Below are 19,947 nucleotides of genomic sequence, written 5' to 3'. Positions count from 1 at the left end.
GACCTCGGCCATCTCCCCAGGTGTCACACCACCACAACGACACCCGAGCCCAACAGACACGCCACTCACGAATGAAGCTGACCAAGCCCTACTAGGAGAGCGCTTGTTCGGCGGGAGGGGGCTGGGGCGGCGATGGGGTGTCACCCGCGGGTGGCGGTTACCAGCCAGGCGGCTGTGCGCAGGTGGATGCCGGTGGGGCGCTCGTACTCGACCAGGGCGGCACAGAGCGCGGCCCGTGCCCGGTCGGCGCCGCCGCCGTCACTCGCGGAGTCGAGCAGGCTCACCAGGTGTTGGCCGGGGCCGGAGCGCAGCAGGTGGTCGGCGTCGTCAGTGTCCCGTCCGAAGTTGCCGACGGCCTCGACGGGTTCGGCGTGCACGTCGTCGAAGCCTGCTGCGCCCAGGCCCTGGCGGATCACCGAGGGGTCGGAGAGGGAGAACATTCCCGGACCGTCGAAAGCGGTGGCCTCCTGCGGCGGAAGGGGCAGGGCGGCGCGGACCGCGCCGTAGACGTGCACCCACTGGCAGCGGGCCGGGTCCGACATGCAGACGAAAGCGAGACGGCCGCCGGGGCGCAGGGCTTTGCCGATGTTGCCGACCGCGGCGGCCGGATCGGCGAAGAACATGATTCCGAAGCGGCTGATCGCGACGTCGAGGGCGGCGGTCGGGAGCGGGTGGACCTGAGCGTGGCCCTGCTGGAACGCGATCCGTTCCAGGCCCTCCTCGGCGGCCAGGCTGCGGGCCCTGGCGAGTATCGGGGCAGACAGGTCCAGCCCCAGGACCGAGCCCCGGGCAGCGGCCCTGGCGGCCAGTCGGGTGGTCTGACCGGCACCACAGCCGATGTCGAGTACGCGGTCCTCGGGACCGATCGCGGCTGCCGCAAGCAGCGGCGGGTTGAAGCCCTCGTTCACCGCGTTCCAGCGGTCGTGGCGGTCGCTCCAATGACGGCCCTCGTCGCCGTTCCATGCCTCGAACTGTGCGGTGTTGACGAGCTCACGCCTTGGATCACTCCTGTCGGAGAGCTGGTATGGGCGATGGCCCATACCGGCAGGCCCCGATCCGGAGGACCCGATGTCACCGCGCGGCGTAGCGATCCCCGACGTCCGGGAGCGGCTCTTCGCCGCGGCTGAGCGGGTACTCGCCCGGGAAGGGGCAGCGGGCCTGACCAACCGCGCCGTCACCGAGGAGGCCGGCTGTGCGAAGGGGTTGCTGTACAACCACTTCACCGACCTGGACGATTTCGTCGCGCAACTCGTCCTGGACCGCTTCGAGCAGATCGCCGCCGAGGTCCGCCCGCTACCCGAGCAGGCGGGCTGGGGTGATGTACGGGAGAACCTGACCGCCGCGGCGCTCGCCCTGCTCGGCGCGAACGGCCCGGCGATCGCCGTGGCGGTGCTGTCCCGGCACGGGGTCACCGAGCAGGTACGGCGCGCATGGGCCGGCGGCGCCCCGGGGCCGGGCGCGGTTGAGGACGCGATGGCCCGCTACCTGGAGGCCGAGCAGCGGCTCGGCCGGGTGGCCGCGGACGCCGACTGCGCGATGCTCGCGCTCGCCCTCGCGGGGACGGTCCACCACCTCCTGATGCACGGCAGTGCCCAACCGGCCGACAACCACCAGCTGATCAGCCGCCTGGTCGCCGCGCTGGTGATGACACCTTCCAGGCCCGGCTCCCCGGCCTGAGCCGGACCAGGGAAGGCCCAGGCCCAAGGAGCGTTTCCGGACGCTTTCAAGCCCCCGGAGGCCGGGTTCATGCCGGCCAACACCTCTCGTCACATGACCGGAGTCAGCCTGAGTGCTCGAGCCCCGCCTTGCCAGGCCAGCCGGAAGTCGTCGCGGTCAGGCTCGCCGTCCTCCCCGAGTCGGAGGCTGTTGAACCTGGCGAAGGTCGGGTTGGTGCGCGACATGTGAGCATACGCCGGGACGACCTCGGACTCCTTGGTGGAGATCCGCACGTCGGCCCAGAGGCGCCTGCCCTTGAGCCGGATGCCGACCGGCTCGCCGCTGCGCAGGTTGCGTGCCCAGCCGGAGGAAGTCCCGATCAAGAGATCGTCGCCTCGGAGCAGGCAGGCGACCGGGATCGCATAGCGCCGGCCCGTCTTTCGGCCCACGACGTACAGGGTGACCAATCGGCTGCCGATGATCCGGCAGAAGCCGGGTGTCCGTAGCAGGGCGCGGACGAGGAGGTTGACCAGGCGCTGCCCCGGAAGCGTTCGGGCCCGGTGCCCGGGGCGTGCGCCGGGGCCGCCCTCGCTTGCCCTACTGCTGGTCATCACTGCTCGTGGTCATTTTGCGGACCTCGGGAAGCCGCTGGTCGGACGCCGAGGTCGGAACCATCCGAAGGACGGCGGCCGGCATCGCGCCGACGGTGAAGACCCGGACCACGTCGTCGACTGTGACAGCGGCGAACGATGCCTCGTAGGGCACATGGCCCGGCAGCGGGATGGCGTGGAACCCGGTCGTCAGGTCTGCGTCGAAGATCTGCACGCCGGTGCTCGTGGGTTCCGGAGGCCGGAAGGACGTGGCCCAGAAGGCCTCGACCATGACGTGGCCCGGCGCGCGGAGGGCCAGCTGCACGGACCGGTCGGCGTCGTCGTAGATGATCTCGGCGCCGTCGGGAACGTCCCCGGAGGCGACGGCCTCGACCTGCGCGGCAATGAGGCCGGCGATGCCGGCGAGTCCTTGGACGAAGGTCACCTGGGGGTTACGCCGGGAGATCTCCGCACGCAGGTACTGCTTGGTGTCGGGCGGGACCATGCCGCCGAAGACGAGTATGCCGAGGTCGGTGACGTCGTAATCGTCGAGAACCTGGTCGAACTGATTGGTGGCATCGGCGCTGTAGCCCTTGGCGCGCAGCATCTCGACGGCCTCGACGAGGACGCTGGGGCTGCGGCCGACGATCAGGACGCGCTCGGGCGGTGCGGTGGTGTTGTGGTTCATGGTGGATGCCCCTTCGTGTGGGCTCAGAAGCCGGCTGCGGCGGGCGGCTGAACCGGCTCGGTGCGAGGGTCGGGATCGGGCTCGTGGACCTCGTTGGGGTCTTCATGGGTGTTGGCGGTCGTGAGTGCGATCACCGCGGCGGCGATCGCGAAGGCTGCGCCGGCGGTCAGGGCGTAGCGAATGCCCGAGGTCGTGGCCTCGTGGGCGGCGGTGTGGACGGCGAGCAGGTGGTGCACGCGGGCGGTGCCGACGGCGGAGAAAATGGCCAGCCCGAGGGCGCCGCCGAGCTGCTGGGAGGAGTTGAGGATGGCCGCGGCAAGTCCGGCGCGGCTGGGTTCGACCCCGGCATTGGCAGCGCTCGTGACACCGACGAACACCGGCCCGACCCCGAAGGCGACCAGCAGCAGGCCGGGCAGGATGTCAGGCAGGTAGCTGCCGTCGACGGGGACCCGGCTGAGGAGTAGCAGACCGCCGGCTGCGATGACCGCGCCCGCGCAGATCACGGCCCGGCTGCCGACTTTGGTGAGCAGCTTCGCCCCGATACCGGCCGAGAAGCCGATCGCGACGGTCAGGGGCAGATAGGCCGCACCGGCGGCGATGGGGGAGTAGCCCCGCACGGTCTGCATGTACAGGGTGAGGAAGTAGAAGATCGAGAGCATGCCGGCGAACCCGATCAGTCCGGTGAGGTTGGCCGCAGCGAGCCCGGGCACTCGGAAGATGCTCAGCGGCAGGATCGGGTCGCGGGCGTAGCGTTCGACGACCACGAAGCAGGCCAGGATGATCGCCGCGCCGGCCAGCTCCAGCCAGGTACGGGTCGCTCCCCAGCCCTGGTCGGGTGCCTTGACCAGTGCGAAGACCAGCAGCAGCATCCCGCCGGTGGCCAGCACGCTGCCGAGTACGTCGAACCGGGAGGTCTGTGCGGCCGGCAGATCACGAGGCAGCAACCGCAGGACCGTGGGGATGATGAGCACGCAGGCGATGGGGTTGACGAACATGACCCACCGCCAGCCCGGACCCTCGGTCAGCACACCGCCCAGGAGGATCCCGACCGCCGAGGAGAGGCCGGCGATGGCGGCCCAGACCCCCAGAGCGGACTGCCGGTCGCGGGGGTCGGTGAAGGTGGTGGTGAGCGTGGACAGGGCGGCGGGCAGCATCAGGGCGGCGCCCAGCCCCTGGGCGAGGCGGGCCGCGATGAAGACGCCCTCGTTGCCTGCGAAACCGCCGGCCAGCGACGACAGACCGACGATCGCCGTGCCGGCGATCATGACGTTGCGTCGGCCCAGCAGGTCGGCGAGGCGACCTCCGAGGAGCATGAACCCGCCGTAGGTCAGCATGTACGCCGAGGGCACCCACTGCAGGCTCTGCGCCGTGAAGCCCAGGGCGGTCAGGATGTGGGGCAGGGCCACATTCGTGATGGACGAGTCGACGAAGTCGAGGAACGCCACCGCGCACAGCAGCAGCAGGATTTGTCGACCGCGCCGGCTTCGCAGTGTGAGCGCGGGAGGAACAGTCGTCATGGCATGAGTCCTATGTTGGCTCGGCCAATGTTGGCTCCTCCAACATAACAAGTGTTGGTGCTACCCACAATTGGTATTCTGGACACATGCCCACTCGTCACGATCAGCCCGATCGCACGCCCGATCGCGTCAAAGACCGGCCGACCTGGCTCGTCAGCCGCGTCTACGCGCGCTCGACGGCTCTGCTCACCGCCGGCTTCGAGGCCGGCGGCAAGGGCTTGCGGGGGTATCACTACCGATTGCTGGCTGCCCTCGAGCAGTGGGGGCCCGCGAGCCAGGCGGACCTCGGCCGCGACACCGGGATCGATCGAAGCGACGTCACCGCGGCACTGACCGAACTCGAAAAGCGCGATCTGGTCGAGCGGAGGGTCGACCCTGATCACAAGCGGCGGAACATCGTGACGATCACGCCGCAGGGACTGGGCGCGCTCGAGGAGCTCGACGACGTGATCGACGGGATCCAGAGCGAGCTGCTCGCACCGCTTACCGCGGCCCAGCGGCGCCAGTTCGTTGCCCTGCTGTCGCGAATCCTGGATCGGTGACGCCCGCCCGGCTCTGGATCTGGGGACGTCAGGCGACGGGATGCTCGAAAACCCTTTCCCATAGCGTCTGATCAGCTAACACTCCAGTGTGGCTTCGCGATCTAGGTGTCCGAGTGCCTGGTGAGCCGTCGTCGGTAGTGGGCGCGTCTGGCCTGTGCCTGGTGGAGCCTGCGCCAGATTGACCAGGCCGGAAGGTGGTGCGGCGGTGTGGTCGGTGGTCGGAAGAGCGTGCAGATGAGGTGGCGGATCTCCGGGATGGTCAGGTCGATCGGGTCGCAGCTGCGGACTGGGCGGTTCGGGTCGGTGCTCCGGTCTGGCTTCGCGCTGGCGGCAACGGCGGTGAGGAAGGCTGGCGCGAGCATGGCAAGGGTGATGTGGCGGTGTCAGGAGGTCCAGTGGCGGACCTGGTAGTGGTCCAGGCCGACCTGGCCTTTTGCGGCTTGGAAGCACTCTTCGATGCACCACCTGGTCCCGGTGACGCGAATTAGCGCGGCCAGGGCCACCTGGCCCGGTGACCAGCACCGGTAAAAGGCAAGTTCGCCGGTTGCGGGGTTGCGGCGGATCAGCAGGAACCGGTTCTTGTCGGCTCCGGTCTGTACCCACGCCCAGTCGTAGTAGCGCGGGCCCTTCGCTCCGGCGCCGGCGCTCTGCCGATGCCAGGTGTCCTGGGGCAGTGAGGCGGCCACGGTGGCGGCCTGGACCACCGTGCGGTTCTCGTTGATCCGCACCTTGGTGGTGCAGGCGACTGCCAGGACGTAGCCGATTCCGCGTGCCTCAAGGGCGGACCGAAGCTGTGGGTCCTGGCCGTAGACCTCGTCGCCGGTCACCCAGTTGGAGGAGCACCCGGCGTCCAGGGCCGCTTCGATCATCTGCCAGGCCAGGCGGGGCTTGGTGGCGAACTCGACCTTCTCGGGAATCCCGGAGCCCGAGCGGCGATCGGGATCCTGGCACCAGGTGTGTTCGGGGAGGTAAAGCCGACGGTCAATCAGGGCCTGGCCTCGCGAGGACGCGTAGGCAAGGAACACCCCGACCTGGGCATTTTCGATCCGACCGGCGGTGCCGGTGTACTGCCGTTGCACGCCAGCCGAACGCAGGCCCTTCTTCAGGAACCCTGTCTCGTCCACGATCAACACGCCGTCCCCGCCGAGGCGGTCCATCACGTAGGAGCGGACCTCGTCGCGCACCCCGTCGGCGTCCCAGCGTGCGCTTCGCAGCAGCCTCTGCATCGCGCCGGGACGGGCATGGCCAGCCTCTTCGGCCGGCTGCCAGCAGTTCTTGCGTTCGACGCCGGACAGCAGTCCGAGGATGAACGCCCGTGCCGTCGCCCGCGGTTCCACTTGGCGAAACCGGCTCGCGATGCGGGCCATGGCCTGGTCGAACATCGCCTGCCGGCGGGCCGCGTCTATGCTGTGGCCCGCGGCCATCGCACGATCTTCAGGAGTCCACACAACCCCTGATGATCACGCGTTGGCCGTTCTCATACTCACCCGGGCCCAGCGCACAATCGCCAGGGCCGACCGGATGGGGATGGCGCGCTCTCGCCCGAGGCGGCTGATTCACCTGTCAATCCCTTTGCGCGACCGAGCAGGTCGCCCCTAGCGTGCAAGCGCATAGAACCGTGCGCCAGGGCAGCGCGCCACACGAATGAGGAGCAACCGCCGTGGGAACCATGGTCTCGGTCAGGGGCTGGCTGCAGTGTGACGACGGACAGCTAGCCCAGATCAAGGAGATCGTGGAAGCAGACGATCCGGAGCGCACCTACAGCGGGGGCTGGGCCTTCCCCGCTCGGCAGTACAACGACGTCAGGTGGGCCTTCTACGGGGGCGACATCCGCGCGGTGTCCCTCGACTGGTTCGAGGAGAGGTTGCGTCAGATCGCCCAGATCCCGGCGTCCTACCAGGATGACGAATACGACGAGAGGCCCCGGGGGCTGTTTCTGGTCAGCCACGACGTCGACGGCATGAGCGAGTGGAGGGTCCACAACGGCGGCCTAGTGATCGGCCTCCCGGATGGGGATTACCACTACCTCGACGCCTAGCTAGAAGATCGAGCCGCATCTGCCGTTGGGCGAACGTGGGCCGATCCCTGACCTGCGCAGCTACCTACTTCAATGCGGTGATGTGGAGGTTCCGTACGGGGAGCCCTGGCGCGACGTTCCGCGCCGGTACGGATGCTGGTCGACGATCTACGACCGGTTCCGGGTTCGAGGGGATTGACCTTCACGGTTCGACATCGAGGCGGGGCGACGTCAGCTGGTTGAGGGGGACCCTGCCGTCCAGTACGTCCAACGGTGTGGTGACCACGGGCAGGCGCCGGACGATGTCGTCGTTCAGCAACTGCGTCTGCGCGAGCACCGCCGTTTGATCCCAGTAGATGCGCTCGCTCCGCACACGCGGGCCTCGGAAGTCCACGACGGCGATGACGGGTATACGGACCTGCTGCCCGGTGGGTGCCAATCCAGGCAGAATCCAGGGCACCTCGATGTCGTGGGTGAACGACACGATCATTTCGTCTACGAGGCTGTCGTCTCCCACCGTGCGGGATATCGAACGCACAGTGAAATCGTCCGGGTTCCGTCCAATGAACCAGCGTGCGTAGAAGTTCTTGACGCCGTCGTACCCACTACCGCCCATGGCGGTCGGCACATGGACGACGATGGGGTCGTCGTCCATCGTGGCCATCGTAGCCTCCACGTCCTGCGCCACGAACTCGCCGGCGGTGTGGGCTTCCCAGATACGCTCCATCGTTGCGCGATCAGCCATGCCCGCTCCTGACAGTAGGCGTCTCGGCTGTGCGGGTGTCTCGGGTCTCGGGATAGCCATACGCCGCTGCCCATTGCGCCGCATCCCCTTCTTCTGGACGCGAGGAAGACACCGCAGATTCAGGGTAGGCAGGTGTGGGTCCGCGCGCACTCTTAGGCGTTTACCGAGTTCGGATCACGAGTCTGGACGTTCTGCTGCCCTGGCTGGATCCGGGGCGGTAGACAGGCGGGATGGCTCGGGGTGATCTCACGGACGACGAGTGGGCGGCGATTGAGCCGTTGCTGCCGCTGGGCGAGCGCGGTCCGACTCCTGACCTGCGGCGACTGGTGAACGGCGTGATGTGGCGGTTCCGTACGGGCAGTCCGTGGCGGGACATGCCCCAGCAATACGGGTCCTGGTCCACCGTCTACGGGCGGTTCCACCTGTGGGCCGGTGCGGGGGTCTTCCAGGCGCTGATGGAAGCGGTGATCGCTGAGGCCGCCGCCCAGGAAGAGGCGGAGCTCGGGCTGGTGAGCATGGACTCCACGTCTGCCCGGGCCCACCACCACGCCGCCGGGATGATGCTGGACCCGGAACTGCTGGAGACACTGGAGAAGGCCGTCGCCGAGGAAAAGGGGCTTCGCTAAAGGGGCAAAACGCCTCGATAGTCGACCGGGACTAGGCGCCGGACGAGGCCCGTGAGGAGCGTCGGCGTCTGCGTCGGCGTCGCAAGGCCCGTCTCCGCGCTGCCAAACTGGGCCGTTCCCGTGGCGGGTTGACCAGCAAGGTGCACCTGTCGGCGGACTGCCGCTGCCGTCCGCTGTCCTTCGTCCTCACGCCCGGCCAGGCCGCCGACAGTCCCCGTTTCACCGCCGTTCTGGAACGCATCAAGGTGCGCGGGCCGGTGGGCCACCCCCGCACCCGCCCCGACGCGGTCGCCGCGGACAAGGCGTACTTCTCCGCCTTCTCCGCCGAACACCTGGCCTGGCTGCGCGAGCGCGGGCTCGTCGCGCGCATCGCGCGGCCCGGCATCGAGTCCGGCGAACGCCTCGGTCGGCACCGCTGGAAGATCGAACGGTTGATCGCCTGGCTCTTCGGCTACCGCCGCCTCACCGTCCGATACGAACGAAAGAGCTCGCACTTCCTAGCCTTCCTCGGCCTGGCCGCCGCCCTGACCTGCTACAAGAAGCTCGCGAAACTTGCCACGTGAGACACCCTCTGAGACGCGCGTCACGGATTACTTCAACTTTCTCGCTCTTGAATCCGGTGGACACTGTCGGCGTCACATGCAGCCGCACGCCGTGGCCCACCTTTTCAAGGCGAATCAGATGAGGAAGCGTCACATCGACGTTTGGTGACCGCTGTAGCTCGAAGAAGTTGTACATCGAAATAGCCAGCGCGACGACAGCGGCAAGCGTGGCAGACCACTTGTGCACGGCCTCGAATCGTCGCCTCCTGCGAGACCCCACTGGCCTCTTCGCAGCGTCTTCCATTCCCCCACTCTGCATGGAGGGCGCAACCTTCCGTCCGCTGCGCTACTCCGTATGGCCACCGAAGATACGCTCTGCCGGGGGGTTTACGCGCCTCCGACGGCACCAGGGCCGGCGGCTCCGTCCCGCCGCCTCCAACGCCCGCCCGTCTGCCCCGGGAAACCCTGGCACCCGGGACGCCGGCGCAGCCGAGCGGGCACCTGGCGCGCCCCGCGCGGCGCCCAGAGGGGATGGGCCGAACGCGCGATCACCACAACCCAAGCGCCCGTCCTCCACACCAGGACGGGCGCTCGAGCTCACCGCTCGCGCCTCCGCCTCGCCTGCCGCGAGGACACACGAAGGCCCTCCAGCGCGTCCGCATCCGGAAGGTCATACGGCGCAACGTGCAGCAACTGCTTCAGCTGGTCCCGCGCGACTGCGCCATCCACCTCACCCTTTGGCGTCCTGTCCAGCGCCCGCAGCGTAGCCCGAGCCTGTTCACCCGTGAGCAGCAGAGAGACGGCACCCTCGTCCTGAGCCAGCTCGTCAAACTCTTCCTTGATCGTCTTCACTGATGCGCCAACGGACGCTGAGCCGCGCAGTCACGGCCCGGCCAGCCTCCCACCCGTCCGGCCCATGATCGCCGCCCCCAGCCATCCCACGTGCAAGGTCCTCATGCGTCACCGGTCGTAGAACACTGACTTCAACAGAAGATCTCCACCTGGGAACTGAGCTTCCTTCCTGCGCATCAGCCGGACCTCCAGGTCACGGGCCCCGGCTGCCCCTGCGCCGATGGCCGCGATGGCACCCACTGCACGGCGTGGGACTACGAGCGCGACCGCGTCATCGCCCAGCCGCCCGCCCCCGACGTGACGATCGTGTCCACGGGGCGCCTGCTCGACGCCGAGGAGTCCGAGTACGCCGACATCCTGTCGCGCGCCACGATCGCGGTGGACCTCCGATTCCACTTCAAGGACCCCCATGTCAGCGCCGATCTGCGCGACTGGCTCGGGTCATCCGGCACGGGAATGCCCCAGCCGCGGGCGCGGCTGTGGGAGCGGGAGACGGAGAAGTCGTGCAGGCCACGTTTGATGAGGGCGAGGACCTCGTTGCGGCGGGCTGCGGGCTCGATGCGCAGGTCGCCGCTCGAGATCAGCTGATGGAGTCGGTCGGCGTAGCGGGACAGTCGGAAGAACCAGTTCTCTTCCGCGACGAGTTGAGGTTCCGTGCCGTGCTCGCTGCACCGTCCTTCGACCAGTTCGTCGGGGGTGTAGAACTGCTCGCAGCCGACGCAGTACAGGCCTTCGTACTCTTTGCGATAGAGGCCGCCTGACGCGGCGCACTGGCGCCACAGTCGTTCGACTCCGACGCGGTGACGTGGGTCGCTGCTGGTGCGGATGAAGTCGTCGAATGAGAGTGCCAGTGGGCCACGCAATGCGGCGAACGTGTCGGCGTTGCGGCTCGGCAAACGACTGCACGTCGAAGCCGGCCGCTTCGGCGGCCAGGACGTTCTGTACAGCCCGAGCCGCCAGGGTGCCGTGCCTGGGTGCTGCGGCGGTGTGGTGGGCGAGCCAGTAGGCAAGCGGCACGCCCTCGTGCCGAGGCCCAAGCCCTTGGGTGATGCCGGGTACCTGAAGGTGCTCGGCGACCTGCTCAAGCCACCCCTGCGGGGCAGCGCCGGGGAGGTGCCGGCGCTGCTCCCAGGTCCACATGGTCTCGGCGAGTGCCATGGTCTCGGGGTAGACGAGTACGGGGGCGGTCTTCCGGCGGCCCTTGGGCATGCCGAGGGTGTCTTCCCTTCGCCGCCAAGTTGCTCCGCCGATCTGGCGGCGGTGGACCCACCACCACAGCGCGACCTGGTGGGCGTCCGCGACGAGCGCGTCGCCTGCCGGGCCGAGCCGGTGCAGGAGAGCCCGGTGCCGCAGCAGTGCGCGGGCCAACTCGGACAGGGGCGTGGGGTCGACGAGGTAGCCGCCCCGGTCGCCGACCAGCCAGCGGCGACCGCACCCGCACGGTGTCCACCGGCGCCCGAAGGAGACCAGTCAGGCGCCTTCTTCCATGCACGGCGGGCAGCCGGGCAGCGGCGTCTGCCCGGACGACCCCGGCCACGATCGGAACCGGGCCCATCCACGACACCACCAAGGGATCGTCTTGACCCGCTCGGTGAGCGCGGCCGCGAGGACCTCCCACTGCATGGCCCGGTTGGTGAATGCCTCGATGGCCTGCCGTGGAACAGGCGTACAGTGCGCTTGTCCTATTCGATCTTCAAGGAGAATCCCAGAAGGGACCGAGGTGAAAAGACGCCTCAGACTGCTGCTGGTGGCTGCGGGGAGCATGGCGCTGGCGACAGTGCCGCTCGCCGCACCTGCACAGGCCGCCACCACGTCGGCGAGCGCTTGCCCGTCCGGATACCTGTGCGGATGGAGCGGGACGAACGAGACCGGCTCCATGATGAAGACACGCAGCAACATGCCCACGATGAGCATGTGGGACAACAAGATCCGCTCCTACTGGAACCGCACGTCCAGCATTTCCTGCCTCTACACCGACCCGAACTACAACGGCACCTACTTCCCCGACCCACCGGACAACGGCACCAGCGACTACGACTCGAGCCTCGACAAGGCGATCAGCTCCATCAAGTTCGTTCCCAACGAGCGGGAGTGCATGGGTACGCCCTACGCCGAGTGGTACGCGGAGCCCGGCCCGAGCCCCGCCGGATTCGGCGACCTGAACGGTGACGGCCGCGCGGACCTGCTGTCCCGGGACCGCAGCGGTCGGCTCTGGTTCGTCTCCGGCACCGGGGACGGCACGCTGATCGGCGGCGGCTGGAACTCCATGACCGCCCTCACCCGGCACGGCGACCTCAACGGCGACGGCACCGAAGACCTGATCGCCCGCGACTCCTCCGGCGAGCTGTGGTTCTACCCCGGCAACGGCCACGGCAGGTTCGGCACGCGCAAGGACCTCGGCGGCGGCTGGAAGTCGATGGCCACCATCACCGCCACCGGTGACCTCAACAGTGACGGACGCGGCGACCTGCTGGCTCGCGACTCCGCCGGCACCCTATGGCTCTACACAGGCACCGGCCATGGAACCTTCGGCGCCCGCAAGTCCCTGGGCAGCGGCTGGAAGTCCATGAACGCCCTGACCGCACCGGGCGACCTCAACGGCGACGGCCAGGGCGACCTCCTCGCCCGCGACACCTCGGGCAACCTGTGGCTGTGCCCCGGCAACGGACACGGCTCCTTCGGTGCCCGGAAGCTCATCGGCGGCGGTTGGGGCCAGATGTCGACCTTCCTCAGCGTCGGCGACGTCAACGGTGACGGTCACAACGACCTGGTCGCCGCTACTCAGGACGGTTACGACAACCCGACCGCCTCGTTCACGGCGAACCAGCTACGGCTCTACGCAGGCAATGGCAAGGGCTCCTTCGCCAAGTACCAACTGCTGAACCAGAGCTGGTACGACCTCAACGGCGGCTTCTGAACGCGGCCCCTCCAAGGAAGGACAGCCCTGGAGGGGTGAGGTGCCCCGAGTGGACTGCCAGACGACCCCGGTCCTGGTCGTGGTCCGGGAGCCGAGCAGGCTGCCCTGGTGGCTAATGACTCCTGCTCGGGAGCTGCCGGAAGGTCAGTACCGCGGAGTGGGCGACGAAGACATATGGCACACGATGCCCGCGGACGTGCTCGCCGTTGGAGAGCAGGTCGATTTCCCCTTGTGACGCTGCGGGCGGACCCGTTTCCGTGGCGCTGTGAAGGAGGCTTGTCCAGCTGGTCAGGGGCCTCGGCGGCGGTCGCGGGCGGCCTTCACCATGTCGAGATAGGGGCCGTACTCGGACCGGATGCGGCGTGCCTCGGAGCCGCCGCGCATCGGGCTTTCGAAGTCCCGTGGCTTCGCGTGCCGCCGACGCCAGGCGATGCGGCCCGCGGTCGCCACGTAAGCAATCCCCGCAGCGAGGAAGACCGCGGCGATGACGGTCACCCAGACCATGACCACGCACACGTACAGGAAGAGCGCGAAGAACGCGGCGATAGGGCCGCCGCTGACACGGAACGGGCCAGGAAGCCGCATGCCGACACGGATCATCGGACGCCTCCCGGTCCGGCCGAGCGTGAGCTTTCCTCTGACGGTACGCCCTCACACAGCGTGAGTCTCCGTCATGTACCGGCAACAACCGGCTGCGCTCCGTACGCGGCTGCCACTGTGTCCGCACGCAACTACCGCACCACCGAGGGGGCGTCGTGCGTCGCTACATCCCGCCCATCGCCGTTGTTTTGTTGACCGCCGCCTGCAGCAGCGGCATGCCCAAGCCAACCCTCACCGCCCGTGACCCGATCGGGAAGCCCACGAAGATCAAGCATTCCGCGACTGCCCACCCGCACCGCATCGCACGTGGCCAAGCCGAAGGCCTCGCATTCGTCGAAGAAATGCGGGCCCGAGCGGGACGCCATCGTCTGGTACAAGGTGCCCGGGGCCCCGGCAGTGCCCAGGTCATCGGGAACTGCAACCTCGTGTCCTGCGAGACCACGTTCGACGAGCTGCAGCACACGTAGCCGATCGGGGCCGGCTACTGCACGGAGGCGGCTTGGGCCAGCGACAACCCGGGCTACAACGCAGACGCCGACCGGGCCACGCGCCTGAAGAAGGTTCAGGTGTCGGTCGGCCCCGCCTGCTGACGTGGGTCGGTTGCGGTTCCGATGTCCCGCCGTTCAGGGTGCTCGGGACTTGCCGGGGCCTCCGATAGGCCCCGGCTCTCGAACAGGTAGGACCAGGGGAGATAGGGGGGCGCGTGAGCCAGTGCACGAAGACGACGACCAAGGGGACCCGCTGCCGGTATCCGCTCATGGTCTGGTACGGCATCGGCCCTCACCCGCAGGTCTGTGAGCGCCACGCCACCCCGGAGCAGAAGGCTGCGTCAACGGCGGTGCTGGACATCCGGGTCAACCTCGCTACAGCTGACCCCGCCGCGGTGTTCCCCGGCGTGTCCATCACGCCGCAGCGCCTCATCTGCGAGGCCATGAGCGGCTGGGCGGCCAAGATCCGCGGCACGAACGAGGAGTATGTGTACGCGCGCACGTTCCTCAACCGCAGCCGTGAGCAGCCTTACGGATGGCCGCTGCCCGGAAACGGCTTGTACGAGTGCCGGGAGATCGGCCCGTATGGGAAGTTCTCGTGTTTCTTCGAGGTCAAGGGAGCGTTCCGGCGCAGGGTGCAGCTGGTGACCCCTGAGCAGGCCGATCGAATGGCCCGCCGGATGGGCCCGAAGCCCTCCGAGTGACCCAGGCTCGGGGCTGCCGGGGCCTCGGATGGGCCCCGGCTCCTTTCACGCCACGCTTGTGCCTCGGCAGGTCTGGGCCCCGAGGTCCTCGCTCGGGGCCTCGACCGGAAGGTCACTACAGCCTGACGTACTTCTCCGCATCCGCGAGGCCGCGTCCGTCCGTGCCGACGGTGCAGGGGTGGCTGGCCGGCTCAGTCGGGCCGTATTCGTCGTGTCGGTTCAGCCACGAGTATCGCGGCACCTGGGGGTAACCTGCCGGGGAGTCCTCCCAGTCCTCCTGGCGTCCGAGCGCGGTGAAGTCGAGGGAGTTCAACGTCCCACCCATCAGTTCGTGTTCGCGATCGTTGATGAAGTAGGTGCGGTAGACGCTGTCGCCGTCGCGGATGAAGGCATTCGTGCCGTACCACTCGGCCACGCCGAAGTCGGCGGCGAAGCCGTCGGTGATCGTGTACCACGGTGTGACCCAGCCCATGCGCGCTCTCACCCGCTCGATATCGGGTTGCGGTGCGGGTGAGGCAAAGGCCAGCGTGGTGTCGCGGGCGTTGAGATGCGCGAGATGGGCGACCTGGTCGGCCATCAGCGAGCAGCCGACGCACGCGTGGTCGGGCCAGCCCGACACCCCCGGCTCGAAGAAGGCGCGGTAGAGCAGCAGCTGACGGCGGCCGTCGAACAGGTCGGGCAGACGGACCGTCCCGTTCGGCCCGTCGAAGACGTATTCCTGGTCGACCTTCAGCCACGGCATCCGCCTGCGGTCAGCGGCCAGGGCGTCCCGGGCGCGAGTCAGGTCCTTCTCCGCCGCCAACAGCCGCAGGCGCGCGGCCTCCCATTCCGCTGGCGTGACGACCCCGGCCTGGTGGGTGTTGTTCATCGTGACGTCCTTGTGTGGCAGGAAATTCGGCTCAACAGACGGTGATGTCGGCCATGTCGATGGCAACCAGGACGATCCGGTCGTCGCCCATGGGGGCGTAGGCCCGTCGGGTGGCTGGCACGATGATGCCGTCGATGTCGCGGTAGTCGGCGGCGTAAAGCTGTGACTCGGTGCCCGGATCGACGATGTCGATGGTGAAGTCGTGGCGGCGCAGCAGCCCGTCCGGGCCGAAGCAGAACACCTGCTTGCGGGTGTGGGTCTTGATGTGGTCGGGCAAGGTCACGTTCAGCCGCCGCCAGGTTTCACCGTCGGCCTCGATGGGCGCGATCTCTTCGCAGACGAACCCGGGCCACGTGAACAGGAACGGCGTGTTCACGTACGTCCACAGTGCTTCCCCGGTGAAGTACGCGAGATGTAGGTCGTCCCACGGCGTCTGGAACTGGTGGCCGTCGAACGACCGTTCCGGCTCGTCGCGCGCGTCGACAACCGTGCCGTCGGCCTGCCGCAGGACGACCCGGTCGGGCTGGAAGACCGACCGGCGGTTCTGACCGACGAAGTCCATGGTCAGCCGTTCCTGTGTGGTGTCCACTTCGAAGCGGACGTCCCTCAGCGCGTCAGCCTTTCCCTTGACCTGCCAGAAGGCCCCGGTGATGGCGGCGTCGACGCGGATCGACCGGATCCGGTTCCACCGGTCCAAACCACCGTGCGCGGCGACCGCGGTCGCGAGTAGATCGTTCATCGCCTTGCTCCTCTGTTGGGGTGCCCCGGCCGCCGATGGGGCGGCCGGGCGTGTTGTGCTCAGTCGACGATGAGTCCGCCGGTCAGGTTGGCGACGGTTCCGGTCATCGCGGCTGCCCGGTCGGAGGCGAGGAATACCGCGACCGAGGTGAGTTCGGCCAGTACGGTGGGGCGCTTGCGGTGGGTCATCGCGGCGGCGGCGGCGATGAGCTGGTCTTTGGGGATGCCCACCGCGTCGGCGTGCAGCCCGTACACGACGTCGATGACCGGTGTCCCGATCAAGCCCGTGGTGCGCAGGCAGATCGAGCGGACGCCGTGCTGGGCTCATTCGGCGGACAGCGCGCGGTTGAGGGCTTCCATCGCCGCCCAGCCGACGCTCATGCCGCCGACCAGGGGCAGGCTCACGCGGGCGGGTTCTGGTGTATTCATCATGATCACTCCCGAGCCCCGGGGGATCATGTGCCGTGCGGCGGATTTCGCGGTCACGAAGTGCGCCCGGGCGTAGGTCGTGATCGGTCGCATGAAATTGTCGACCGGTAGGTCGGTGAACGGGATTCCCTGCAGTCCCCTCGGTGAGATTCCGATCGCGTTGAACGACACGTCGATGCTGCCGACGTCGGCCACGACGGCATCGAGGTGTTCGGTGACGGATTTCTCGTCCAGGGCGTCGACCACAGCGGTCTTGACGGCTCCGCCCGCAGCGGCGATTTCCTTGGCGACGGTGTTGATGGTGTCGAGATTTCGCCCGGTCAGGAAGACCGTGGCACCTTCGTCGGCGAATCCGCGGGCGACCGCACCGCCGACCGCTCCGCCGCCGCCGTAGACGACCACGTTCTTGTTTTCCAGCAACATATCCTTCTCTTTCTTGTGATTCACGCCAGCGCGTGAAGTCCGCGTCCGTTGAGCTCGTATGCCCGCGGCTGGTCCCGGTTGTCGGTGTCCTCGCACAGTCGCGCGATCTCGGCACCGACGATGGCCGGCGTGAGCAGCGGATCGAGTGCTGTGGTGAATGTGGCGGTGTCGATTCCCTGACGCTGGGCGTAGGCGGCGACATCGGCGGCGCCGAGTTCGGTGGCCGGCGTGATCTGCGGCAGCACGGTGGCGAAGCGGATGCCGAGGGCGGCGCGACGGGATTCGTCCGCGGCGTACGCGGCGAGGAATCGGACCATCGCTTTCGCGCCCGCGTATCCGCCGCTCAGTGGTGAGCCGCGCACTGCGGCGCCGCTGGACATCGCCACCACCAGGCTGTCGGGCGCCAGTGGGTGTCGCTGCGCCGCGCGGATCCAGTGGAAAGCGTGTTGGGTGTCAACCTGCCAGTTGCGGCTGAACGATTCCCACGATTGTTCGTGCACGGGGCCGGCGGTGGGCGTCGCGCCCGCGTTGAGCACGAGCAGTGTGGGCTGGTGTTGCTCGATCAGGGGGCGGGCGGTCTCCGCGTCGGTCGCGTCGGCGACCACCGGGACGAACATGGCACCCAGTTCCCGGCGCAGGTCCGCCAGCGCCTCGGCGGTGCGCGCGACGCCGACGACCCGGTGACCCCGGTCGATCAGCGCGGCGGCGATCGCCGCTCCGAAACCGCGGCTGGCTCCGGTGACCACCGCCGTGGTCACCGGCTGCTGCGATGAGCTCATCATCAACTACCTCCTACCTCATACAGAGGCGATCGCAGCGCGAAACTCATCGGCGCCCATCCGGCCGCATGACCGATGAGTTTGGGCCGACACCGCCATCACTGCTGCGCGCGGCCTTCGCCGGACTTGACGTCCGAGTGCGGGAACAGCTGGTCAACGCGCTCCGCGAGCCCGTTATGTGCCCTGGTCTGGGGGACTGTCTGCCGCTGGCGGAAACTCAGGTGGCCTCAACGCATCATCCGGGTAGAGTTGGGCGGTGCCCGAGCTGAAGCGGCTGCATGCTGGCCATGCCCCGGCGGTCCTGGCCTTCGGGCTGGCGAACCGCGCCTACTTCGCTGCCTCGGTCTCCGACCGCGGTGACGAGTTCTTCGACCAGTTCGCCGACCGGTACGGCGCCTTGTTGGCTGAGCAAGAGGCCGGCATTGGCGCCTTCTACGTGCTCGTTGCCGAGGATGGCTCGGTTCTGGGCCGGTTCAACCTGTACCGCTTCGGGGACGGCACTGCTGAGCTCGGTTACCGGGTCGCACAGCACGTCGCCAGCCGCGGCGTGGCGACCGCGGCTGTCCGGGAGCTGTGTCGGCTGGCGGTGGTGCGGCACGGGCTGCGCACACTGCGGGCGGCCACCTCCCATAACAATGCCGCGTTTTAGAGGGTGCTGACCAAGGCAGGGTTCGTCCCGGTTGGCCCGGCCGACCTCGGCGGTAAGCCGGGCACCTGGTATCAGCACGACCTGGTGCTCCAGCCGTAGACCGTGATCTTGTGGGTGGACCGGCTGCGGGAAGGCTGCGGCCACCGCTGATCATCGGTATGGTTCGCGTCGCCGGCTGCAGGGGCCGGCGCCACGAACCCACGGTCAGAGAGCCTCCGAATCCCCCAACAGTACCTACAGTTCAGATTTCGATACCTTCAGAAATCGTGAACTCGCGGGGATTGACGGGAGGGGAATCGATGAGGGAAGTGAGGAAAGAAGCGGCTCGGTCAAAGGGGTCAGCCGCCGCGGCGGCCGCATACGCTCCAGTCATCGGGCTCTCGCTTTTCGAGCGTGGAATCGGTTGGCGCCTTCGACGCTAGGGACGAGAGCCCGACCCCACACCGGCGCGGCGGCGCGAAGCCTCCGTCCGGCCGTGCTCCGGCGCGTCCGCTTGCGCCGTCACCGCGGGCCGCGGCGCGAACAGTCCCGGCTCCGCCTCCGTCAGCCAGCCCCGCTCGACCAGCCGTTTCAGCTTCGACCGGAAGCCTTCCACCTTGCTCTTGTCCGTCGACAGACCCAGCGCGGCACAGATGTGATGCGCCCGCATCGGACGCACCGCGTCCGCGAGCACCTCGACGATGTCCTGATACGAACTCGGTAGCACCCCCGCGGCCAGCTCGGGCGTCCACGGCGGCACCAGCCGCACCCCAACCGGCGAACCCAGCCCGAAGGGGCCCTCTTCTCCCGCCTCCGTTCGCGACGCCTCCACCGGCCCGCTGGCCTCTGGCTCCGCCCCGGGCCCTGCCCCGGAGACCGTCTCGTCGCCGGACAGAATCGCCGTCACCGTCTCCCGGGTGATCTCCAACCGGGACAGCACCATCTCCTGCTCGGCCAGGTGCCCGGTCAACTCCTCGATCCGAGCGCGCAGTTCACCGATCTTCTCCCGCGCGGCAGCCTCTCGCCGCTCGAGCTCCTCCAGCCACGACACCATCGCCGTCACCCCCGGAATCCGGCCACCCGACACCACGACGATCGAGCAGCCAACCCCCGGTCAGCAACCCCGCAGGCCAAAGCTCCCTACAGGAGAGCCACACCCATCCTGGATGTTGTCGGCCGGCTCGTGCAGGGCGTTTCATGCACGGGTAGCCCATGAGTTCCTTGGCCTGCTGGGCACATGTGTGCGTGAGCAGCACGCCAAGCTGGGCGGCTGACGCTGGCGCCTGGCGTAGCGGCCGGGCAACGCGGCGGGGCTTGGGCTGAGAGTAGGGCCTCGCAGCTGTTGTCGGAGACCGCCCCCGTGACCTGCGGCTTCTCCCGCAGCCTCACGGCGTGTCGGACATCGGGGTCTCAGCTTCGTGTCGTTTCCCCGGCGGTCCGTCTTGACCGGAGCAGACCGCCGGGCTTGTGACCTGGGCTGTCGCGCACCTTCCGGTCGGCAGCCGGCAGGTCTCCCACCTGTGCGGTTGCCAGGTGGTTTGGGGACGGGCGCGGTGTCGGGTCGGCGGCACGGGCACGCGTCGACGCCGCCCGCTATG

General features: G+C 68.4%; 22 protein-coding genes and 2 pseudogenes. 9 read left to right on the top strand and 15 right to left on the bottom strand.

Annotated features, from left to right (window positions below):
* Window positions 1–140: 140 nt before the first annotated feature.
* Window positions 141–1,040: a class I SAM-dependent methyltransferase gene (locus ABT186_RS38160; protein ID WP_351929011.1), complete on the bottom strand. Its 900-nt coding sequence runs from the start codon at window positions 1,038–1,040 to the stop codon at window positions 141–143.
* Window positions 1,041–1,068: 28 nt separating this feature from the next.
* On the opposite strand from ABT186_RS38160, the gene ABT186_RS38155 reads away from it, so the two are divergent.
* Window positions 1,069–1,677, top strand: coding sequence for a TetR/AcrR family transcriptional regulator (locus ABT186_RS38155; RefSeq protein ID WP_351929009.1), 609 nt, complete (start codon window positions 1,069–1,071; stop codon window positions 1,675–1,677).
* Between the two features lie 89 nt (window positions 1,678–1,766).
* Here ABT186_RS38155 and ABT186_RS38150 read toward each other — a convergent pair whose 3' ends face one another.
* The 3 genes from ABT186_RS38150 to ABT186_RS38140 are packed head-to-tail and all read right to left on the bottom strand — an operon-like array spanning window position 1,767 to window position 4,451.
* Complete coding sequence (locus ABT186_RS38150) at window positions 1,767–2,267, bottom strand: PNPOx family protein (RefSeq protein WP_351929007.1); 501 nt, start codon at window positions 2,265–2,267, stop codon at window positions 1,767–1,769.
* Entirely contained in the window at window positions 2,254–2,934 is a 681-nt protein-coding gene (locus tag ABT186_RS38145) for a hypothetical protein (RefSeq protein WP_351228409.1), read from the bottom strand. Before ABT186_RS38145 ends, ABT186_RS38150 begins: the two co-directional genes overlap by 14 nt.
* 23 nt (window positions 2,935–2,957) lie before the next feature.
* A complete protein-coding gene (locus ABT186_RS38140) occupies window positions 2,958–4,451 on the bottom strand; it encodes an MFS transporter (RefSeq protein WP_351929005.1) in 1,494 nt (497 codons plus the stop codon).
* An 86-nt stretch (window positions 4,452–4,537) separates the two neighbouring features.
* Here ABT186_RS38140 and ABT186_RS38135 point away from each other — a divergent pair, with 86 nt between their 5' ends.
* Complete coding sequence (locus tag ABT186_RS38135) at window positions 4,538–4,993, top strand: MarR family winged helix-turn-helix transcriptional regulator (RefSeq protein WP_351228405.1); 456 nt, start codon at window positions 4,538–4,540, stop codon at window positions 4,991–4,993.
* Between the two features lie 259 nt (window positions 4,994–5,252).
* Here ABT186_RS38135 and ABT186_RS38125 read toward each other — a convergent pair.
* Window positions 5,253–6,375 (bottom strand): annotated as a pseudogene (locus ABT186_RS38125) (IS701 family transposase).
* A gap of 287 nt (window positions 6,376–6,662) precedes the next feature.
* Between ABT186_RS38125 and ABT186_RS38120 the strand changes: the two are divergent.
* Window positions 6,663–7,031: a hypothetical protein gene (locus ABT186_RS38120; protein WP_351228474.1), complete on the top strand. Its 369-nt coding sequence runs from the start codon at window positions 6,663–6,665 to the stop codon at window positions 7,029–7,031.
* A 181-nt stretch (window positions 7,032–7,212) separates the two neighbouring features.
* On the opposite strand, the gene ABT186_RS38110 is transcribed toward ABT186_RS38120, so the two are convergent.
* On the bottom strand, window positions 7,213–7,755 hold the full coding sequence (locus tag ABT186_RS38110; protein WP_351237801.1) for a nuclear transport factor 2 family protein: 543 nt from the start codon (window positions 7,753–7,755) through the stop codon (window positions 7,213–7,215).
* 230 nt (window positions 7,756–7,985) lie between these two features.
* Between ABT186_RS38110 and ABT186_RS48145 the strand changes: the two genes are divergently transcribed.
* Both ABT186_RS48145 and ABT186_RS48140 read left to right on the top strand, forming a co-directional pair.
* Window positions 7,986–8,381 (top strand): IS5 family transposase, encoded by a 396-nt coding sequence (locus ABT186_RS48145; RefSeq protein WP_502973457.1) that lies wholly within the window; start codon window positions 7,986–7,988, stop codon window positions 8,379–8,381.
* Between the two features lie 68 nt (window positions 8,382–8,449).
* Window positions 8,450–8,944, top strand: a complete 495-nt coding sequence (locus ABT186_RS48140) for an IS5 family transposase (RefSeq protein WP_502973458.1) — start codon at window positions 8,450–8,452, stop codon at window positions 8,942–8,944.
* Between the two features lie 576 nt (window positions 8,945–9,520).
* Here the strand turns inward: ABT186_RS48140 and ABT186_RS38100 are convergent.
* Together ABT186_RS38100 and ABT186_RS38095 are read right to left on the bottom strand one after the other, a co-directional pair.
* A complete protein-coding gene (locus ABT186_RS38100; RefSeq protein ID WP_351929003.1) occupies window positions 9,521–9,775 on the bottom strand; it encodes a hypothetical protein in 255 nt (84 codons plus the stop codon).
* A gap of 254 nt (window positions 9,776–10,029) precedes the next feature.
* On the bottom strand, window positions 10,030–10,638 hold the full coding sequence (locus ABT186_RS38095; protein WP_351237797.1) for a class I tRNA ligase family protein: 609 nt from the start codon (window positions 10,636–10,638) through the stop codon (window positions 10,030–10,032).
* An 857-nt stretch (window positions 10,639–11,495) separates the two neighbouring features.
* Here ABT186_RS38095 and ABT186_RS38090 point away from each other — a divergent pair.
* Complete coding sequence (locus ABT186_RS38090) at window positions 11,496–12,692, top strand: FG-GAP-like repeat-containing protein (RefSeq protein WP_351237870.1); 1,197 nt, start codon at window positions 11,496–11,498, stop codon at window positions 12,690–12,692.
* Between the two features lie 288 nt (window positions 12,693–12,980).
* On the opposite strand, the gene ABT186_RS38085 is transcribed toward ABT186_RS38090, so the two are convergent.
* Window positions 12,981–13,292 (bottom strand): hypothetical protein, encoded by a 312-nt coding sequence (locus ABT186_RS38085; protein WP_351237871.1) that lies wholly within the window; start codon window positions 13,290–13,292, stop codon window positions 12,981–12,983.
* A gap of 155 nt (window positions 13,293–13,447) precedes the next feature.
* Between ABT186_RS38085 and ABT186_RS38080 the strand changes: the two genes are divergently transcribed.
* Together ABT186_RS38080 and ABT186_RS38075 are read left to right on the top strand one after the other, a co-directional pair.
* Window positions 13,448–13,759 carry a hypothetical protein gene (locus ABT186_RS38080; RefSeq protein ID WP_351237872.1) on the top strand — a complete coding sequence of 104 codons (312 nt, stop codon included), beginning with the start codon at window positions 13,448–13,450 and terminating at the stop codon, window positions 13,757–13,759.
* Between the two features lie 236 nt (window positions 13,760–13,995).
* Complete coding sequence (locus tag ABT186_RS38075) at window positions 13,996–14,484, top strand: hypothetical protein (RefSeq protein WP_351929001.1); 489 nt, start codon at window positions 13,996–13,998, stop codon at window positions 14,482–14,484.
* Window positions 14,485–14,599: 115 nt separating this feature from the next.
* On the opposite strand, the gene ABT186_RS38070 is transcribed toward ABT186_RS38075, so the two are convergent.
* The 5 genes from ABT186_RS38070 to ABT186_RS38050 are packed head-to-tail and all read right to left on the bottom strand — an operon-like array spanning window position 14,600 to window position 17,724.
* Window positions 14,600–15,352 carry a DUF899 domain-containing protein gene (locus ABT186_RS38070; protein ID WP_351928999.1) on the bottom strand — a complete coding sequence of 251 codons (753 nt, stop codon included), beginning with the start codon at window positions 15,350–15,352 and terminating at the stop codon, window positions 14,600–14,602.
* Between the two features lie 31 nt (window positions 15,353–15,383).
* Entirely contained in the window at window positions 15,384–16,091 is a 708-nt protein-coding gene (locus tag ABT186_RS38065; RefSeq protein WP_351928997.1) for a hypothetical protein, read from the bottom strand.
* 59 nt (window positions 16,092–16,150) lie between these two features.
* Window positions 16,151–16,372: a hypothetical protein gene (locus ABT186_RS38060; RefSeq protein WP_351928995.1), complete on the bottom strand. Its 222-nt coding sequence runs from the start codon at window positions 16,370–16,372 to the stop codon at window positions 16,151–16,153.
* Window positions 16,373–16,414: 42 nt separating this feature from the next.
* Window positions 16,415–16,966, bottom strand: a complete 552-nt coding sequence (locus tag ABT186_RS38055; RefSeq protein ID WP_351928993.1) for an SDR family NAD(P)-dependent oxidoreductase — start codon at window positions 16,964–16,966, stop codon at window positions 16,415–16,417.
* Window positions 16,963–17,724: an SDR family oxidoreductase gene (locus ABT186_RS38050; protein ID WP_351928991.1), complete on the bottom strand. Its 762-nt coding sequence runs from the start codon at window positions 17,722–17,724 to the stop codon at window positions 16,963–16,965. The genes ABT186_RS38055 and ABT186_RS38050 overlap by 4 nt, the downstream gene beginning before the upstream one ends.
* Before the next feature lie 253 nt (window positions 17,725–17,977).
* On the opposite strand from ABT186_RS38050, the pseudogene ABT186_RS38045 reads away from it, so the two are divergent.
* Window positions 17,978–18,469: pseudogene (locus ABT186_RS38045) on the top strand (GNAT family N-acetyltransferase).
* Window positions 18,470–18,788: 319 nt separating this feature from the next.
* Here ABT186_RS38045 and ABT186_RS38040 read toward each other — a convergent pair.
* Window positions 18,789–19,403, bottom strand: coding sequence for a hypothetical protein (locus ABT186_RS38040; RefSeq protein WP_351928989.1), 615 nt, complete (start codon window positions 19,401–19,403; stop codon window positions 18,789–18,791).
* Between the last annotated feature and the right edge of the window lie 544 nt (window positions 19,404–19,947).

The organism is Streptomyces sp. NPDC001634, from assembly GCF_040298185.1.
In the GTDB taxonomy this organism is placed as follows: domain Bacteria; phylum Actinomycetota; class Actinomycetes; order Streptomycetales; family Streptomycetaceae; genus Streptomyces.
Note: the sequence above shows the minus strand (reverse complement) of the source record. Positions and strands in the feature narration are given on the sequence as shown.

Bases quoted from the DNA above. Each gene is read 5' to 3' on its own strand.
- ABT186_RS38155 (WP_351929009.1), top strand. From the start codon at position 1,069: ATGTCACCGCGCGGCGTAGCGATCCCCGACGTCCGGGAGCGGCTCTTC.
- ABT186_RS38085 (WP_351237871.1), bottom strand. From the start codon at position 13,292: ATGATCCGTGTCGGCATGCGGCTTCCTGGCCCGTTCCGTGTCAGCGGC.
- ABT186_RS38160 (WP_351929011.1), bottom strand. From the start codon at position 1,040: ATGGGCCATCGCCCATACCAGCTCTCCGACAGGAGTGATCCAAGGCGT.
- ABT186_RS38135 (WP_351228405.1), top strand. From the start codon at position 4,538: ATGCCCACTCGTCACGATCAGCCCGATCGCACGCCCGATCGCGTCAAA.
- ABT186_RS38050 (WP_351928991.1), bottom strand. From the start codon at position 17,724: ATGATGAGCTCATCGCAGCAGCCGGTGACCACGGCGGTGGTCACCGGA.
- ABT186_RS38110 (WP_351237801.1), bottom strand. From the start codon at position 7,755: ATGGCTGATCGCGCAACGATGGAGCGTATCTGGGAAGCCCACACCGCC.
- ABT186_RS38040 (WP_351928989.1), bottom strand. From the start codon at position 19,403: ATGGTGTCGTGGCTGGAGGAGCTCGAGCGGCGAGAGGCTGCCGCGCGG.
- ABT186_RS38140 (WP_351929005.1), bottom strand. From the start codon at position 4,451: ATGACGACTGTTCCTCCCGCGCTCACACTGCGAAGCCGGCGCGGTCGA.
- ABT186_RS38145 (WP_351228409.1), bottom strand. From the start codon at position 2,934: ATGAACCACAACACCACCGCACCGCCCGAGCGCGTCCTGATCGTCGGC.
- ABT186_RS38150 (WP_351929007.1), bottom strand. From the start codon at position 2,267: ATGACCAGCAGTAGGGCAAGCGAGGGCGGCCCCGGCGCACGCCCCGGG.
- ABT186_RS48145 (WP_502973457.1), top strand. From the start codon at position 7,986: ATGGCTCGGGGTGATCTCACGGACGACGAGTGGGCGGCGATTGAGCCG.
- ABT186_RS38070 (WP_351928999.1), bottom strand. From the start codon at position 15,352: ATGAACAACACCCACCAGGCCGGGGTCGTCACGCCAGCGGAATGGGAG.
- ABT186_RS38065 (WP_351928997.1), bottom strand. From the start codon at position 16,091: ATGAACGATCTACTCGCGACCGCGGTCGCCGCGCACGGTGGTTTGGAC.
- ABT186_RS38120 (WP_351228474.1), top strand. From the start codon at position 6,663: ATGGTCTCGGTCAGGGGCTGGCTGCAGTGTGACGACGGACAGCTAGCC.